Source organism: Nocardiopsis metallicus, from assembly GCF_014201115.1.
Classification (GTDB): domain Bacteria; phylum Actinomycetota; class Actinomycetes; order Streptosporangiales; family Streptosporangiaceae; genus Nocardiopsis; species Nocardiopsis metallicus.
Window position 1 is genome coordinate 6,111,330 of record NZ_JACHDO010000001.1, and the last position, 16,512, is coordinate 6,127,841.

Here is a 16,512-nt window from a genome sequence, read left to right on the forward strand (position 1 = left end):
GCGGTCCTTAAGGGGTGGCTGGATCCGGGCCGGGGGCCGGTTGCCGGGGATGGTGTGCGAGCAGACGACAGCAGTTGAACGCCGTCCAGGTGATGGCGGGGACGGCCTCGTCCCGCATCTGGTCCAGGGTCCGGGGGCCCTGGGCGATAGAGAACGCCGCGGTGATCCCGGAGCGGCGGAGCTCGTCGCGGCCGACCGACACGCTGCCGGCGATCACCACGACGGGCACGTTCTGCGGGGTGAGGCGGCGGACCGCGTCGACGACCTTGCCGCCCAGGGACTGGCTGTCGAAGCGGCCCTCGCCGGTGAGGACGAGGTCGGCGCGGGCCAGCAGCTTCTCCGCCCCCAGGACCTCGGCGACCATCTGCGACCCGGGCAGGACCTCGGCGCCGAGCAGGGCCGTGAGGGTGACGGGCATGCCGCCTGCCGCACCCATGCCGGGCACGTCCCGAAGATCGCTGCCGGTGGTTTCGGTCAGCACGTCGGCCAGCCGGTCGAGCCCGGTGTCGAGGACGCGCACGTCCTCGGGGTCGGCGCCCTTCTGCGGGCCGAAGACGGCGGCGGCGCCCTCGGGGCCGACCAGCGGGTTGGTGACGTCGCACGCCACCCGCCAGCGCACCTCGCGGGCGCGCGGGTCCAGCCGGTCCAGGTCGAGGGAGGCCAGCTCCCCGAGGCGGCCGCCGCCGTCGGGGAGTTCGGTGCCGTCCGAGGCGAGGAAGCGGGCGCCGAGCGCGCTCAGCATGCCGGTGCCGCCGTCAGTGGAGGCCGAACCGCCGATGCACAGCAGGATCTCCGCCACGCCCCGGTCCAGGAGCGCGGTGACCAGGGCCCCGACGCCCCGACTGCTGGCGGTGCGGGCCTGGAGGGGGACGTCGGCGATGCCGGGCAGCCCGTTGGCCTCGGCGGCCTCGATGACCCCGGTGGCGCCGTCGGGGGAGACGCCGAAGCGGGCCCGGGTCGGGCGGCCGAGGGCGTCGGTGGTGTCCACCGTGAGCGGTTCGGTGCCCCAGGCGCCCAGGAGGGCGTCCAGGGTGCCCTCACCGCCGTCGGCGAAGGGCAGGGCGTCGACGGACACGGGGATTCCCCGGTCGGTGTACGCCTCGCGGGCGCCGTCGGCCATGGCCTCGGCGGCCTCCACGGCGGAGGCGCTCCCCTTGAACGAGTCGGGGATCACTACGACACGGACGGCTGGGGGTGCGTCAACGGTCTCGTCATGTGCATGCAACGCGGTGGACATGAGCCAGATCATAGAATCCGGTTCGGTGCATTTCGACGGCGTAGAGCCCAGTCTTCCTGCGCTTTTACCCCGGAGGTATGTGCGAAATGCCCAGTGCGGCTTCCGCGTACAGACACATGTGCACCGTGGTCAGGTGATCCGGCCGCCGAATGTCCAGGCCGGTGGCGCTCCGGATGCGGTCCACCCGCTGGAGCAGGGTGTTGCGGTGCACGAACACGGCGTCGGCCGCCTCGCGCATCGAACCGGCCGAGGCCATCGCGGACACGGTCCGGCGCTGCGCCCCGCTGAGCGACGCGGTCCGGGCGCTCATCCGGGTGAGGGTGCGGCGGGGCAGGTGGGCCACGGACACGGCGATCTCGCGCGACCACGGCTCGGCGCGCTCGATCCGGGGGATCAGCCCCGCGTACCGGCACAGCGCCCGGGACTCCTCGGCGTAGGCCATCAGCGCGTCCACGTCGTCGGTGGCGGGGGTGCGCGTGTGGCGGCTGGCCGCGGGCAGGCCCGGGGAGTCCGCCGCGGGCGCCCGGTCGTGCCCGATGATCCACAGTGCGCCGTGCAGGACGGCCGCCCGTCGTGCGCCGTCGCCGTTCACCCTGGCGGCGGCGCTCTCCGCCGTCGGCGGCGGGGCGACCCCGCCGCCGGGCCTGGGGTCGCCCGCCGCCCACAGCGCCAGTGACCACGGCGGCTGGAGCCCGGCCGCGGCCAGCCGGGCCCGGGCGTCGTCCGGGCGGGTCGTCCCCGAGCTCAGCGCCGCCACCAGGTCGCGGGCCTCGGTGTGCCGCCTGCTCACCGCGTCCTGCTCGTGTTCCTGGGCGATGAGCAGCTGGACGGTGAGCGCGACCACCCGGGCCAGGTCCTCCACCTCCCGGGGGTTGCCGGTGACCCCGACGACCCCGCGCAGCTCGCCGTCGATCATCAGGGGTTCGTTGGCGCCGGGCCGGTCGGACGTCCCCGGCTCGGGCACGGTCACCAGCACGCTGCGGCGCTCGGCGATGACCCGCTGGGCACCGCGGTGCAGACTGCCCACCCGGCCGGGCTCCATGCACGCGATGATCGTGCCGTGCTCGTCCATCACGTTGATGTTGTGGCTGATGGTCGGTGCGATGAGGTCGACCACCCGCTGTGCGAGTTCACTGCTCAGCGGCGCCCGCCGACGGTCCTCGGTCATACCTGCCACAATAACCACGCATCACCCGAACCCCTGTTCGACCGCACGCCCCTCGGGCCCCTCAGGAGTTGCCATGGACGATCTTCTCGAAGCGAGGCTGAAGCGCTGGTGGTGCGATCGGCCGGTCATCCGCACCATCGACGAGGCGCGGGAGTTCGTGCACGACGTCGGGTTCGCCGTGCTGTTCGGCGGGGACCGGCCCGCCTACCCCTGCCTGCGGGAGATCTCCCGCGACGACGAGGCCGAGGTGCTCTCCACCGGGATGGGAGCCGACTTCGAGGCGATGTGGGGGTGGAAGGACGAGCTCCCGGCCCGGGGCCAGGCCTGGCTCGGTAGGTTCCTCGGCAACCGGCAGACGCTGATCAGCCCCGACCTGCTCGCCGACCTGTACGCCTATCCGGGCGAACCGGACGACTTCACCCGGTGCGGGCACCTGAGCCCGGGCGCCCGCGACCTGGCCCGGACGTTGCTGCTCCAGGGGCCGATGACCACCCGGGCGCTGCGGGCATCGCTCGGCGTGGGCAGCAAGGAATCCGACCGCTACGTCACCGAGCTCGGCCGCGAACTGCTGATCACCGGTTACGGCTGCGACGACTCCGGCCCCGGCTGGCCCGCCTCGGTGGTGGAGCTGACCTCCCGCGCCTTCGACGTGCCGGGGGAGGGCGACCGGGAGGCGCGGGACGCCTCCGCCGCCGCCCGCTTCCTGGACACCATGGTCGAGGCGGCCCCGCGCGAACTCCAGCGCGCCTTCCGCTGGGACCGGGACCGGGCCCACCGCGCCCACACCAGGGCTACCCCCGCGTAGACGGCCGCCGTGCCCGCGAGGAGGGCGAGGGAGAGCAGCCACTCGCGGGAGCCGTCCGGGCCGTAGACCCGGTTGGCGGCACCCGCGTCGACGGCCGGGACCGGCTCGCCCTCCCGGCAGGTGTCGTGCCCGGCGGCGTGCAGGTAGACGTCGCGGTCCGTCCCCCCGGTGTCGGGGCGGAAGGTTCCGTGGCAGGTGCACGACTCGTGCCCGGGGTGCTGGACGCAGCTGAGGCCGGTGGCGGTGAACACGCCCGGAGCGCCCTCGCCGCGCGCGGCCCTCAGGCTCTGGTCGAGTCCGGCCCATCCCACGTAGGCGACGGCCGCGGCCAGGAGCAGCAGGGCCAGGGAGAAGGGGAGGGAGGGCCGGGAGGGGCGGCGGGGTCCGGAACCGGGGTCGCAGTCGCGCTCAGCCATGGGATCACTCCTCCTCGTCCTTGTCGGTACGGGGGATCTGGAGAGCCAGCAGGGCGCCCACCGCGCACAGCGCCGCCGCGACCAGCCACACCGGGCCGTAGCCGCCGGTCAGGTCGCGGGTGAACCCGCCCAGCACCGCCATGGACCCCGCACCCACCTGGTGCAGGGCGTTGACCCACCCGAAGACGATCGCCCCGTCCGCGCCGAAGACCCGGCGGCACAGCAGGATGGTCGGCGGAACGGTCGCCACGTCCAGCAGGCCGAAGACCACCACGAAGGCCACCAGCGCGGCCCCGGCGTCCGGGCCCAGCAGCGCGGGCAGCGCGACCAGCAGCAGCCCTCGGCCCGCGTAGTAGGCGACCAGCAGGCGGCGCGGGTCGAATCGGTCGGTCAGCCAGCCGGAGAGCACTGTTCCGACCAGCGAGAACACCCCGATCGCCGACACCAGCGCGGCGGCCGCGGTCACGGCCATGCCCTGGTCCTGCGCGGCGGGCACGAAGTGGGTCCACATGAGGCCGTTGGTGGTCGCCCCGCAGACCGCGAAGGTCCCGCCGAGCACCCAGAACCGCCGACCGCGCACGGACTCGAACAGGACCCCGACCGTCCGCCGGGCCGCGCCCCGCTCCGCCTCCGGCCGGGGTACGTCCGTCTTCGCGCCGTAGGGCCGCAGGCCGAGGTCGGCGGGGTGGTCGCGCAGCAGCAGGGCGACGAGTACCGCCGTCGCGGTGGCGGTCAGGGCCAGCGTCACCAGGGCCGGTCGCCACCCCTGCTGGTCCACGACCCACGCCAGGGCGGGCAGGAAGACCAGCTGCCCGAAGGCGCTCGCCCCGGTCAGCGCCCCGACGACCAGGCCGCGCCGCTCCAGGAACCAGTGGTGGGCGACGGTCGCGGCGAAGGTCATCGCCAGCGAACCGGTACCCGCGCCGATCAGCAGCCCCCAGTAGAGCGTCAGCTGCCAGGGCGCGGTCATCACGGTAGTCAGCCCGGAGCCGAGCACGATCACCGCCAGCGCGGCCAGGGCGATCCGGCGGATGCCGAACCGGTCCATCATCGCCGCCGCGAACGGCGCGACCAGGCCGTAGACGACCATGTTGACCGAGGCGGCCAGGCCGATCGAGGCGCGCGACCACCGGTACTCGGTGTGTAGCGGGTCCATGAGCAGGCCCGGCATCGCGGTGAAGGCCGCCGCGGCCACGATGGCCAGGCCCGAGACCAGAGCGACCCCCCAGGCGCGGTGGACGCGTGCCGGCGGGCGCTGACGTGCGGAGGCCCCGGAGGTCGTGGAAGCACTGGGGGAATCGGTTCTGGAAGACATGCCCCCAGGCTCGTCTTCCGGGCACTCCAGAAACAGTGGCCGGAAAGTCAACAATCGAAAGAATCGGGCCATATAGTGAAGGCATGAGCTCGGAAGTATGAGGGTGGCGGTATGAGCGTCTTCACCCGATCCGACCGCCACCGTGTGGCCGTGTTCGTGCGGCACGGCGTACTCCCCATCGAGGCGGGCATCGTCCACCGCCTCTTCGGCCGGGTCCGCGGGGCCGACGGCCGACCGCTCTACGAAGTGGCCACCTGCGCCCTGGAACCGGGCGTGATCGGCACCGACTCCGACTCCGACCTCACCCTCAACGTCCGGCACGGCCCCGAAGCCCTCGCCGAGGCGGACACGGTGGTCCTGCCCGCAGCCGAGGAGGACTACGGCGAGCGCCCGCACGACCCGATCGACCCCGCGCTGGCCGCCGCCCTCACCCGGGTCGGCGAGCGCACCAGGATCGCCTCCGTCTGTTCGGGCGCGTTCGTGCTCGCCGCCGTCGGACTCCTGGACGGCTGCCGGGTGACCACGCACTGGATGTCCGCCGGGTACTTCCGCGCGATGTACCCGCACATCGACCTCGACCCGGACGTGCTCTACACCGACAACGGCCGGGTGCTCACCTCCGCCGGGGTCGCCTCCGGCATCGACCTGTGCCTGCACATGATCCGCACTGACCACGGAGCCGCCACCGCCAACCAGGTCGCCCGCAACACCGTGGTCCCGCCGCACCGCGACGGAGGCCAGGCCCAGTACATCAAGCTGCCCGTGCCCGCCCCGGAAAGGTCCGCGACCGCCCGCGCCAGGGCCTGGGCCCAGGAGAACCTGCACCTCCAGCCGGGTCTGGCCGAGATGGCCGAACGGGAGGCGATGAGCGTGCGCACGTTCACCCGCCGCTTCCGCGAGGAGACGGGCATGTCTCCGGGCCAGTGGCTCACCCAGCGCAAACTCGACCTGGCCCGCCAGCTCCTGGAGGGCTCGGACCTGCCGGTGGACCGCATCGCCGACCGCGCTGGTTTCGGCACGGGGGCATCACTGCGGCAGCACATGCAGGCCGGGCTCGGGGTGTCGCCCAGCGCCTACCGCCGTACCTTCCGGGGGACGGCGAACGCGGAGTCCGCGGAGCCCTGACCGCCTAGGCGCGGGTTCCCTCCTCGATGACCCGAACCGGGGCTCCGGTGAAGAAGGCCTCCACGTCCTCCAGGGCCTGGGTGAAGTAGGTGCGGTAGTTTCCCCGGGTCACGTACCCCAGATGCGGGGCGAGCACCGTGTTCGGGGCGTTGAGCAGGGGGTCGCCCGCCGGCAGGGGCTCGGTGTCGAAGACGTCCAGGCCCGCGCCGCCGAGCCCTCCTTCGTGCAGTGCCTTGAGCAGCGCCTCGGTGTCCACCAGGCCCGAGCGCGCGGTGTTGACCAGGAGCGCCCCGGGCTTCATCCTCGCGATCTCGGCCGCGCCGATGACATGCCGGGAGCGCTCGCTCAGTCGCAGGTGCAGCGACACGATGTCCGAACCGGCCAGCAGCTCGTCCTTGGGCACCGCTTCCACACCGAGGTCCGCGGCCCGGGCGGAATCGAGGTTCTGGCTCCAGGCCAGCACCCGCATACCGAAGGACTGACCTACCGTCGCGACGCGCGCGCCGATCTTGCCCAGGCCGACCAGCCCGAGGACCGCCCCCTCCAGGTCCCCGCCGAGCGTGCTCTGCCACCGTCCCTCGCGCACGGCCCGGTCCTCGGCGAGCAGGTTCCGGCGCAGCGCGGTGATCAGCGCCCAGGTGAGCTCGGCCGGGGGCGCCGAGGAGGACTCCGTCCCGCACACGGTCACCCCCGGCCCGGGTTCGATCGCGCTGTTCCTCATCCCGGTCGTGACCACCAGGCGCAGCCCCGGCAGCCGCTCCACGACCCGGCGCGGCAGCGGGGTGCGCTCACGCATCAGCACCACCGCGTCGCAGTCGCCGAGCCGCTCCACGAGCTGGTCCTCGTCGCGCACCGGCTCGCGGTACACCTTCAGTTCCAGGTCGAGCGCGGAGTCCTCCCAGGGGGCCAGCGAGGCCGCGACCCCCTGGTAGTCGTCGAGGATCGCCACTGTGATCGTCATCGCGTCACTCCGTCACTCCGTCACTCGGACCTGTCGGCCATCGACCGCGCCCGTCGTGGTCAGCCGAGGTCCGGCCGCGGCGGTTCCACTCATGGGTGCTCAGTTCGTAGGAGCGTACGCGTGCTGCGTGGTCACGGGCCACGGTGGCCACCGAGATCCCGCTGGCGCCCGTGCCGCCCCGGGGCCGCGCCGCATCCTCCCGGACCCGCGCCACAGCGACGAGTTCGGGGGGTTCGGGGAGGTCAAGGTTGCGATTCGGGACGAGTCGGCCCTGATTCGGCCAGTCGTGCGCGGTTGTCGGTGAGAGTGGGCATGATGCCGACATGGATCGAGTCCTCCCCCCGACGTGGCGGCCCTCCAGCGAAGCCGAACTCGAAGCGGCACTGAACGAGGGCGCGTTCACCGAGACGCCCAAACGCGAGGCCAAACAGCAGCTCCGCAGCTCCAAGGACCAGGCCAAGGACATGGCTTCGTTCGCGATCGACGGCGGGTTGATCGTGGTCGGGGTCCGGGAGATCAAGACCGAGGGCAGGTTCGAACTGGCACCGGTCGAGTGGGCCGACCAGATCCTGGAGACCCCGGCCCGGATCGCCGCCTCCTCCTGCGACCCGCCGCTCCAGGTTTCGGTGGACTGGCTGGAGAGCGCCCTGCCGGGCCACGGGTACCTGCTCATCGAGGTGCCCGCCTCCCCGCTGGCCCCGCACATGGCGGGCGGCGCGTACTACGGGCGCGGCGACCGGGAGAAGCGGCGCCTGCCCGACGCCGAGGTGGAACGGCTCATCCGGGCCAGGGACACCTCCCTGGACGTGGTGCGCACCGCACTGCGCGAACAGGTGCAGAAGGACCCCTTCCCCGAGGGCGAGCTGGCCCACCTGCACGTGGTCGCGCTGCCCTCGCGCCGCATCCCCGGCATGTTCAAGGCCTGGACGGCGGCCGAGGACGCCCGCCCCCTGCTGTTCGACCTCGTCCGCGACGGGATCTCCGCGCGCACCCGCGAGCGCGGCGGCGAGACCGCCCTGGTCGCCCCGGAGTTCGGGGACCTGTGGTCCGGGTTCCGCACCGCGGGCGGCGTGGGCATCGCCAGCCAGACCTCGGCGCAGGCCAGGGAACAGAACGACCTGCGGTTCATCGTCCGCGAACGCGGCGAGGTGTTCCTGTACTGCGGCCGGTCGGCCGACCGCCGGTACGGCCAGCACCTGATCTTCGACGGCGCCCTGGCCTTCCGGGTGCGCGCCTTCCTCGACCTGCTCGGCAGCCTCTCCGAGGACGCCGGGTACGGCGGCAGCTGGGACGTGGGCGTGGCCGTCACCAACCTGCACGGCGTGTCCGCCTGGGCCGACGACCGGTACCCGTCCCCGGGTGTGGAGTACGACGCCGAACGCTACGAACAGGTCACCCGGGTGCCCCAACTGGAACTGGAGAAACCCGGCAGCGCCACGGACCGCCTCGTCGGCGAGCTGCTCCGCTCCCTGGGCAACGCCTCGGCCCACTCTGAGCTGCTGACCGACCCGGAATGAGGCCGGGGGCGTCCGCCGGGCCGCTGTGACGTCCAGGGCATCCCGTTGCGGCGGCCGAGCGGCCCCGAGCGGTGAGGTGGCAAGCTCGGAGCGAACGGCGATCCGTCTCTGGAGGTACCGAAGATGGCCAGCAGGCTCACCGAACTCGGCGTCGACTGCGCCGACCCGACCGCCCTCGCCCGGTTCTGGTGCTCGGTCCTCGAATACGAGGTGCACGACGTGGACGAGGCCGACGGAACCGTCACGATCGGTCCGCCCCGGGCCCTCGGCGGGGACCGGCCCGGTCCGGTGCCGCCTGTCCTGACGTTCGCGCGCGTGCCCGAGGCCAAGACCGTCAAGAACCGGCTGCACCTCGACGTCAGCCCCGCCGACCGCGAGCAGAGCGAGGAGGTCCGCCGCCTGCTCGACCTGGGCGCCCGGTACGCCGACGTCGGTCAGGGCACCGAGAGCTGGGTCGTACTCGTGGACCCGGAGGGCAACGAGTTCTGCGTCCTAGCCGGGCGCCGACCCTGACCTTCAGAGCTCCTCCAAGGGCTGGACCCGGGTGGCGGTGACGGTGGGCAGGGCACCCGGGGCGGCACGGCGGATCCGGCCGTGCACGGCCAGCAGCCGCGACGTGAACACCGCTTCGGCGGAGTGCCGCTGGGCGTCGGAGAACAGGGCCACCTCGATGACGCCGCTGCGGTCCTCGACGCTGGTGAAGATGACGCGTCGGCCCGAGCGGGTGGGCGGGGTCTGGGTGCAGACCCGGACCCCCGCCACCAGCACCCGGGCGCCGTCGGGGAGCCGGTGCAGATCCCGGGCCTGGACCAGGTTCCTGGTGGAGGCCAGCTCGGCCAGGCGCGCCGTGTAGGGGTCCAGCCGGTGCCCGGAGAGCTCGTAGCCCAGGGCGCGGAGCTCCTCGCTGACGCGTTCGGTGTGGGTCATCGGCGCGGAGCGTCCCGCGGGCACGGCCGTGGGGGTGTCGTTCAGTGAGAGCTGCCCGGGGGTGTCGCCAGGACCGCCCGCGGGCCCGTGGTGGGCGCGGGCCAGGGAGTGGGCGTGCACGAGCACGTCGCGCCGGTCCGGAGCGCCGGGCGATCCGTCGGCCCCGGCCAGGGCGTCCAGGCCGCCGGCCAGGACCAGGTTGTCCAACGCCTCCCCGGACAGGCCGCCCCGGGTGACCAGGTCCCGCAGGTCGGCGAAGGGGCGCCGGGCCAGCAGGCGACCGAGTTCGGTCCCGGTGAGGGCGGCCAGGTCGGCCAGGGCCGGACGCAGCCCCCACCGCCGCTCCCCGATCCGCTCCACACTCCAGTGCCGCTGGGAGGCGTGCAGGTCCAGGCCGAGCACGTGCACCCCCATGCGGCGGGCGTCGTTGAGGAGCACCCGGCGCGGGTACATGCCGGGGTCGTGGGTCATCAAACCCGCGAAGAACGCCGCCGGGAAGTGCCGCTTGAGCCACGCGCTCTGGTACGTGGGCAGGGCGAAGGCGGCCGCGTGCGCCTTGCAGAAGCCGAAGTTGCCGAACGCCGCCACCAACCGCCAGGTGTCCTCGACGGTGCGGCCGTCGTGTCCGCGTTCGACCATCCGGGTGCGCACCTCCTCCTCCACCTCGCGGCGGCCCTGGTCGGTGGCGAGCGCGCGCCGCATCGCCTCGGCCCGGTCCAGCCCGCACCCGGTCATGGTGTCGAGGGCGCGCAGGAGCTGTTCGTGGAAGAGCAGCGCGCCGCCGGTCTCGGCCAGGACCGGGGCCAGGGCGGGGTGGGGGAGCGGGGGCGGGCAGGCGCCGTCGCGGGCCCCGAGGTAGGCGGCGACCATGTCGGTGCCCATGGGGCCGGGCCGGAACAGGGAGATGTCGGCGATCAGGTCCGCGATCCCGCGCGGGCGCAGCCGGGAGACCAGTTCTCGCTGGCCCGGGCTCTCGATCTGGAAACAGCCGAGGGTGTTGGACGCCCCGACCATGTGGGCGGTGGCCGGGTCGCCGTCCGGCAGGGCCTCCAGGTCCGGCCTCCGCCCGGTGGTGCGGTCGATCTCGTCCAGGCTGTGGGCCAGGGCCGACTGCATCCGCACCCCCAGTACGTCGAGTTTGAGCAGCCCGAGGTGTTCCACGTCCTCCTTGTCCGCCTGGACCATCGGGTACCCGGCACCGGAGGGCTGTGTGGGCACCCTCTCGCCCAGGGAACGGTCGGCCAGCACCAGCCCGCAGGGGTGCATCGCCACGTGCCGGGGCAGGCCGGACAGGCTTTCGGCGAGCGCGAAGAGCCTGCGCACCTGCTCGCTGTCCAGACCGTCCAGGCCACGCAGCTCAGGGAGTTCGCGGGCGGTCTCGCTGATCCGGGAGGCGCGTACCCGGGGGAAGACCGAGGCGATGCGGTCGACCTCGGCCGCGGGCATCGACAGCGCGGTCCCGGCGTCCCGCAGGGCGCTGCGGGCCCGGTAGGTCTCCATCATGGCCACCGCCGCGCTCGCCCCGGGGTGGGAGGCGATGACCGCGTCGTAGGCCTCCAACCTCCTCGCCGACTCCACGTCCAGGTCGATGTCGGGCAGGCCGGGGCGGCTCGGGGTGCAGAAGCGCTCGAACAGCAGACCGTGGTCCAGGGGGTTGGTCGCGGAGATCCCCAGCAGGTGCACGGTGAGGCTGCCCACCGCCGAACCCCGGGCGGAGCAGCGGATCTGCTTGTCCCGGATGGCTCGGGCGGCGTCGGCGACGGTGAGGAAGTAGCTGTCCAGGCCCAGCCGGGCGATGGTCTCCAGTTCCCGCCGTGCGCGTTCGTCCGCGCGCCGGTCGCCTGCCAGGCCCAGCCGGGCGGCGCCCTCGGCGACCCGGTTCCGTAGTTCGGCTCGGGCCTGGGCGCGTTCGGGCAGGTGGAGGCGGCCCCAGCCCAGATCGGCCCCGGGGTCCAGCGCGCAGGAGGCGGCCAGCGCCAGGGTGTGCGCGATCAGCCGCCGGGCCCGGGTGCGGTCCCCGGCGCACACGCCGACCGCGGCCCGGAACATCTCCTCGCCTGAGGCCAGGTGGGCCCGGTCGGTGTACGGGGCGGGCCGGTAGCCGCCGGGGGCGTGCTGCCGGATCCGGTCCAGGGCGCGCGCCACCCCGGCCCGGTCGGGGTTCGGGTAGCGCACGGCGTTGGTGAGCACCACCAGGAGGTGTTCGTCGTCGGCCAGGCGGATCATGTCCCGGGCGGTGCGCCGCTGCCCGGAGGCGCCGTGGTCGTGCGGTGCCAGGGCGGTCTCCAGGCCCAGCTCCCGCCAGGAACGCAGCAGTTCACGGGCGTGCGACGGCCGGTCCTGGGCCAGCGCGCGGCCCACGTCGGAGTCGGAGCCGAGCAGCGCGACCAGGCCTTCGCGGTGTTCGGCCAGCTGCTCGGAGGTGACCGCCACGGGCGCGGCCGCGTGGTGCACCCGGGTGACCAGGCGGCACAGGTTCGCCCAGCCCCGGGCGCCTCGGGCCAACAGCACGATGCGTCCGCCCCCGGGCGAGGCGAGGGCGAGGTCGACACCCACCACGGGCCGCACCCCGGTCGCGGCGCATGCCCTGACGTGCTCGGCGACCCCGAAGAGCCCGTCCCGGTCGGTCAGGGCCACCGCCGGCTGGTCGTCGAAGCCCGCCCGCTCGACCAACGCCGCGGGCGGGGCTGTCCCGTGCCGGAACGAGAACGCCGAGGCGACGCGCAGATGCGCGAACACCGGTCCCCCCTCTCCGCCTGCGAACGCAGCCGAAGGGGAAGACGCTGCTCATCGAACTCGTGTTCGACAACTGTAACCCACAATGATCACTCCGGGCACACGAGAACCCCAGCTCCGGGGCGGTACGGGCGCGCTCGGCCAGTGTCCGGAAGGCCTGTGGCGGTGCGGCAACAGTGGCCAAGACGTGATGATCCCTTCACGGGACAGGGTCGGGTAACCGGCACTATGAACCAGACCGCACGGCCCGCACAGCTCTCTCGGAAAGAGTCATCCCCCTTGCAGAAGGCCACTCGCAAACCCGGCCTCGGCCGCGACTTCAACCGCTTCTGGCTCGGCAGCCTGGCCAGCAACCTCGGCGACGGCATGATGGTGATCGCCCTGCCCCTGGTCGCGGCCTTCCTCACCAACGACCCCCTCCTCGTCTCCGGGCTCATCGCCGCCCGTTTCCTGCCGTTCCTGCTGTTCGGACTGGCCGCCGGGGTGATCGTGGACCGGGTCGACCGCGTCCGCCTGATGATCGGGACCAACCTGATCCGCGCCGTCGTGCTGGTCGCCCTGGCCGGGTTCATCGCCACCGGCCAAGCCACCATCTGGGTGCTGTACGCGGTCATGTTCACCGTCATGACCTGCGAGGTGTTCTACGACCTGGCCGGGCGGGCCCTCATGCCGGCTCTCGCCCCGGCTGGCACGATCGACCGCGCGAACGGGCGCGTCGAGGGCGGCCGGACCGTCACCCAGGACTTCGCCGGCGGGCCGCTCGCCGGGTTCCTGTTCGTGGTCTTCGCGTTCCTCCCCATCGCCGTCAACGCCGGTGCGTACGCACTGGGCGCCCTGGTGCTGCTCGGCCTGCCCCTGGCGGTCCGCCGCGCCCCCGGCCACGACGACTCCGGCCAGGACTCCGCCGCCAAACGCCCCTCGCCCCTGGCCGACCTGCGCGAAGGGTTCGGGTTCGTCTTCCGCGGCAGTTCCCTCGGCACGATCCTGCTCTTCAACCTGGCGCTCAACGCCGCCTTCACCGCTCTGAGCGCCGTCATGGTGCTGCTCGCCCAGAACCACTTCGGTGTCCCGGCCGCCCTGTACGGGGTGTTCCTCGGGTCCTCCGCCGTCGGTGCCCTCCTGGGTGCCACCACCGTCGGCCTCCTGGTCGCCCGGCTCGGCCGGTTCCGGCTGGAGGTGGTGTTCTTCACCGTCACCGGTCTGTGCTTCATCGGCTTCGGCCTGGCCCCCAACGCCTACGCGGCCGTCGCCGCCTGGGTGCTCCTGGGGTTCGTGATCACCGCGTCCAACATCGTGATGCTCGGTGCCATCCAGCTGATCGTCCCGGGTCGCCAGCTCGGCCGGGTGATGTCGTTCGTCCAGGTGTCCGGCGCCGCCTTCGGCCCGATCGCCGCCCTCTCCGCGGGTTTCCTCGGCCGGGTGGAGCTGTACTACGTGCCCCTCGCCTCGGGTGTCCTGGTGCTGGTGTCCCTGGCCCTGGCCGTCCCGGCCCTGCGCCGCGTGGTCACCGAAGCCGACCGGGTAGAGGCCGCCCAGATCGCCGCGCAGGTTGAGCCGTCCGCGCAGGCCGAGCCGTCCGAGGAGGCTGAGCAGGCCGAACCCTCCGGGCAGGCCGAGCAGGCCGAGCCGTCCGAGAAGTAACCGGCGCCGGAGGACTATTCACTCCCGAAGGCGGCGACCGTCAGCGAGACCCTGACCGTGCCCCGTCAGAGGCCCGCTCCGTCGCCCGTGACCACGGGTACCTGTCCGTTGCTTCCCAAACCCCCTGATCCCCGGTGATCTTGCTACCAGAAGCAAGTTCAGCGCCGAAGTTCCTCCTGGTAGCAAGATCATCCCGGGGCAGGGGACCGAAACAGGCGCCCGACCATTCCCGCCGCCGCGGTCACCGCCGGGAGCGGTCGGGGACGTGCGCGAGGTGTTTCGGGCCGGGTGTGATGGACGCTCTGGCATATGCCGGGCCGATGGATAAGTGTCCAAGCGTGGTCACCGGGGTTGGCGATCTCCCGGTGGTCACTACAGCCCCGCCAGCAGTGCCCTACCCGCTCGGCGGGCGTGCGCGGTCTGGTCCGTTTCCTGCTTGCGGCGCTTGGCCCCCCAGAACCCTGTTCGCGCAGACCCAGAGCCGACTTGGCTTGCCGTCACGGCAACCGAGGTCGGAGGCCAACCGCTCTGTGATCTCCTCTGCGAGGCCAGGGACCAGGAGGAGACCTGACAGCGCCCGCACGTGAGGGTTGAGCCGTGTGTGCTCCGGGGCCTTCTGCCACGCGGCCCGGAGGTTGGCCAGAGCCACCTCCTGGCGCCCCAGGAGGTGGTGGGCGCGGGCTACGTCGATGAAGTAGTGCGAAGCTCGCTCGACGGGAAGTTCCCGGGGCGGAGTCCAACCCGCAGCCGCCTGCAGGGCCTGGTCGGGGTCCTCGCACTCCAGGGCCAGGGTGACCTGGTGGACGCGCACCGAAGCGCTGCCGAAGGCCGTTCCGGTGTAGACCGCCTCCCGGGTGTGCTCAGCTGCGAGGCGTGCTTGTACCAGGTGGGGTGCGGCCTGCCGGGGTTGGCGGTTCCGCGCGGCGAACACGGCGGCACGCATGTGCAGGGATCCGTAGGCCGCCCACGAGCGCGCGTCCGAGGGCGCCAGATTCTCCGCTGTCCGTTCGAGCAGGCGGCGCCCTGCTTCGTGTTCGCCGGAGCAGAAGAAGGTTTCCCGCGCACGTAGGTGGCGGCGGCCCGCTTCACCTCGTCCCCGGTCTGGTCGGCTGCGTACAGGAGCACCTGGATGGTACGGGCGGAGAGGTGGTGGAGGCCGAACTTGTCCGCGATCGCGTCGGCGGCCCGGTACGCCTGGACCAGCAGCCGGGGCGTCTGAGCACGGTCCTGCCCCTGGCTGGACCTCATCCGAGATCTGCGACGAGCGGGAGAATCATGAGCCACCGTACTTGGCACAAGGGTTCCTACAGCGGTAGCGGCGGTGCGGAGCGCGTCGAGGTCTCGGAGGGAGAGACCGTGCTTGTGCGCGACACCCAGAACAGGGAGCTCGGGCACCTCAGCTTCCCTCCGGCGGCGTGGCAGGCCTTCCTTGGCGAGGTCAAGGCCGAACAGCCCCGCCCCTGACGGAGCGAACACGCCCGGGACCGCGCAGAGCATCTTCCGGGCCAAGAGCAGACGTACTCGCGTTCGATGCTTCAGGGTGAGTGCGCGATCATTTGGACCATGACTTCCATGACTCCACCCGAGCCCGTCACCGCTGGGAACGGTCGGATCAAGGTGTGGTACCGGTTCGCGCCGCGAGAAGGCTGGCTCCCTCATGACACTGAGGGGTTGTGGGCCACGCGGCTGAGCCGCGATACCGCCCGCGTGGAGAACGCCCCCTTCCTGCAGGACGGGGTGGCCGAGGGCGAGATCGTGCGGTTCGTGACGGACGCCGATGGCCTCCACTGGGCGCAGGAGCGGGTTGAGGCATCGGGCAACTGCACCATCCGGGTCCTGCCCGTTCCCTCCGGCCCGCTGGGGCGAAGCCCTCGGGCTGTACACGAGCTGCTGTCGCCGTTTGGCCTGGGTGGCGAGGTTTTCAGCGAGGAATTCCCGTTGGTCGCCTTCACCGTGCCCGCCGATGCGGACTTCGGCGGACTCAAGGCGTTGCTCGTCCGCGGCCAAGAGGACGGGTGGTGGCACTTCGAGGTCGCCTGTGCCACCGACGCGTGGCGCGACGGGTAGTCGCTAAACCGGGACTGCCTGAGGCTCGCGGAGCCAGCCCTCACTCAGGTGGAGTCATGGGCGATGGCATAGAGCGCACATGAAGTTTCTCGGGTGTCCCGGGCACACGAAAACCCCAGGCTAGAACGGTAGTAAACACGCTCTGACCTGGGGTTTTTCCTGGTAGGGCCCCAGGGGATCGAACCCTGAACCCGCGGATTAAAAGTTTGCGGGATGGTGGGATTTTTGCCCCGATACGCGGTGATTCGTTCCAGCCTGCCCGGGTGCTGCCGTGCCGTTGGAGACCACGGAAGACCACCGCCGACCGCCGGGTTTCGGAACACTGGAGTCACAGCGGAGCTAGTTCGACCGCCTGCGGGATGCGGATCAGGTCCACTGTTGCTGACCGGTATGTCTTCATCTGGATGACATGGTCGGACATCGTCACGGGGAAGCGGATCTATCGTCCTACCCATCCCAGTAGGCCCCGGTCTGATCTGACTGCTGGAGTCCGGGACAGCTTGACGGGTTGCCCCCATGCACGCCTATGATGACGGTGTCAGGGATGCCTGACACTGAGGGAGCCCCGAAGAGAGCTGCTGGGATAAGTCGGAACCA

Annotated in this window: 13 protein-coding genes; 7 read left to right on the forward strand and 6 right to left on the reverse strand. The window is 72.3% G+C overall.

Translation table 11 applies throughout. The features are described from left to right. Positions 1 to 7 precede the first annotated feature (7 nt). Complete coding sequence (locus HNR07_RS26845) at positions 8 to 1,249, reverse strand: glycerate kinase (RefSeq protein ID WP_184367663.1); 1,242 nt, start codon at positions 1,247 to 1,249, stop codon at positions 8 to 10. Positions 1,250 to 1,301: 52 nt separating this feature from the next. Continuing rightward, positions 1,302 to 2,405, reverse strand: a complete 1,104-nt coding sequence (locus tag HNR07_RS26850) for a sugar diacid recognition domain-containing protein (RefSeq protein ID WP_184367666.1) — start codon at positions 2,403 to 2,405, stop codon at positions 1,302 to 1,304. 73 nt (positions 2,406 to 2,478) lie between these two features. On the opposite strand from HNR07_RS26850, the gene HNR07_RS26855 reads away from it, so the two are divergent. Then, positions 2,479 to 3,210, forward strand: a complete 732-nt coding sequence (locus HNR07_RS26855; RefSeq protein WP_184367669.1) for an AlkZ-related protein — start codon at positions 2,479 to 2,481, stop codon at positions 3,208 to 3,210. Between the two features lie 420 nt (positions 3,211 to 3,630). On the opposite strand, the gene HNR07_RS26860 is transcribed toward HNR07_RS26855, so the two are convergent. Further along, positions 3,631 to 4,941 carry an MFS transporter gene (locus tag HNR07_RS26860; protein ID WP_184367672.1) on the reverse strand — a complete coding sequence of 437 codons (1,311 nt, stop codon included), beginning with the start codon at positions 4,939 to 4,941 and terminating at the stop codon, positions 3,631 to 3,633. Between the two features lie 111 nt (positions 4,942 to 5,052). On the opposite strand from HNR07_RS26860, the gene HNR07_RS26865 reads away from it, so the two are divergent. Then, entirely contained in the window at positions 5,053 to 6,066 is a 1,014-nt protein-coding gene (locus HNR07_RS26865) for a GlxA family transcriptional regulator (RefSeq protein ID WP_184367675.1), read from the forward strand. Positions 6,067 to 6,070: 4 nt separating this feature from the next. On the opposite strand, the gene HNR07_RS26870 is transcribed toward HNR07_RS26865, so the two are convergent. Beyond that, positions 6,071 to 7,027, reverse strand: coding sequence for a D-2-hydroxyacid dehydrogenase family protein (locus HNR07_RS26870; RefSeq protein WP_184367678.1), 957 nt, complete (start codon positions 7,025 to 7,027; stop codon positions 6,071 to 6,073). A gap of 323 nt (positions 7,028 to 7,350) precedes the next feature. On the opposite strand from HNR07_RS26870, the gene HNR07_RS26875 reads away from it, so the two are divergent. Then, complete coding sequence (locus HNR07_RS26875) at positions 7,351 to 8,544, forward strand: AlbA family DNA-binding domain-containing protein (RefSeq protein ID WP_184367681.1); 1,194 nt, start codon at positions 7,351 to 7,353, stop codon at positions 8,542 to 8,544. A 123-nt stretch (positions 8,545 to 8,667) separates the two neighbouring features. Beyond that, complete coding sequence (locus tag HNR07_RS26880; protein ID WP_184367684.1) at positions 8,668 to 9,057, forward strand: VOC family protein; 390 nt, start codon at positions 8,668 to 8,670, stop codon at positions 9,055 to 9,057. A 3-nt stretch (positions 9,058 to 9,060) separates the two neighbouring features. On the opposite strand, the gene dnaE is transcribed toward HNR07_RS26880, so the two are convergent. Beyond that, positions 9,061 to 12,210: a DNA polymerase III subunit alpha gene (gene dnaE, locus HNR07_RS26885; protein ID WP_184367689.1), complete on the reverse strand. Its 3,150-nt coding sequence runs from the start codon at positions 12,208 to 12,210 to the stop codon at positions 9,061 to 9,063. 276 nt (positions 12,211 to 12,486) lie between these two features. Between dnaE and HNR07_RS26890 the strand changes: the two genes are divergently transcribed. After that, on the forward strand, positions 12,487 to 13,848 hold the full coding sequence (locus HNR07_RS26890) for an MFS transporter (RefSeq protein ID WP_184367692.1): 1,362 nt from the start codon (positions 12,487 to 12,489) through the stop codon (positions 13,846 to 13,848). Between the two features lie 394 nt (positions 13,849 to 14,242). On the opposite strand, the gene HNR07_RS35230 is transcribed toward HNR07_RS26890, so the two are convergent. Beyond that, positions 14,243 to 14,791: a hypothetical protein gene (locus HNR07_RS35230; protein WP_246420510.1), complete on the reverse strand. Its 549-nt coding sequence runs from the start codon at positions 14,789 to 14,791 to the stop codon at positions 14,243 to 14,245. Between the two features lie 332 nt (positions 14,792 to 15,123). Between HNR07_RS35230 and HNR07_RS26900 the strand changes: the two genes are divergently transcribed. Both HNR07_RS26900 and HNR07_RS26905 read left to right on the forward strand, forming a co-directional pair. Further along, positions 15,124 to 15,312: a DUF397 domain-containing protein gene (locus HNR07_RS26900; protein WP_184367695.1), complete on the forward strand. Its 189-nt coding sequence runs from the start codon at positions 15,124 to 15,126 to the stop codon at positions 15,310 to 15,312. 99 nt (positions 15,313 to 15,411) lie between these two features. Beyond that, complete coding sequence (locus HNR07_RS26905; RefSeq protein WP_184367698.1) at positions 15,412 to 15,915, forward strand: DUF4265 domain-containing protein; 504 nt, start codon at positions 15,412 to 15,414, stop codon at positions 15,913 to 15,915. The last annotated feature ends 597 nt before the right edge of the window (positions 15,916 to 16,512 follow it).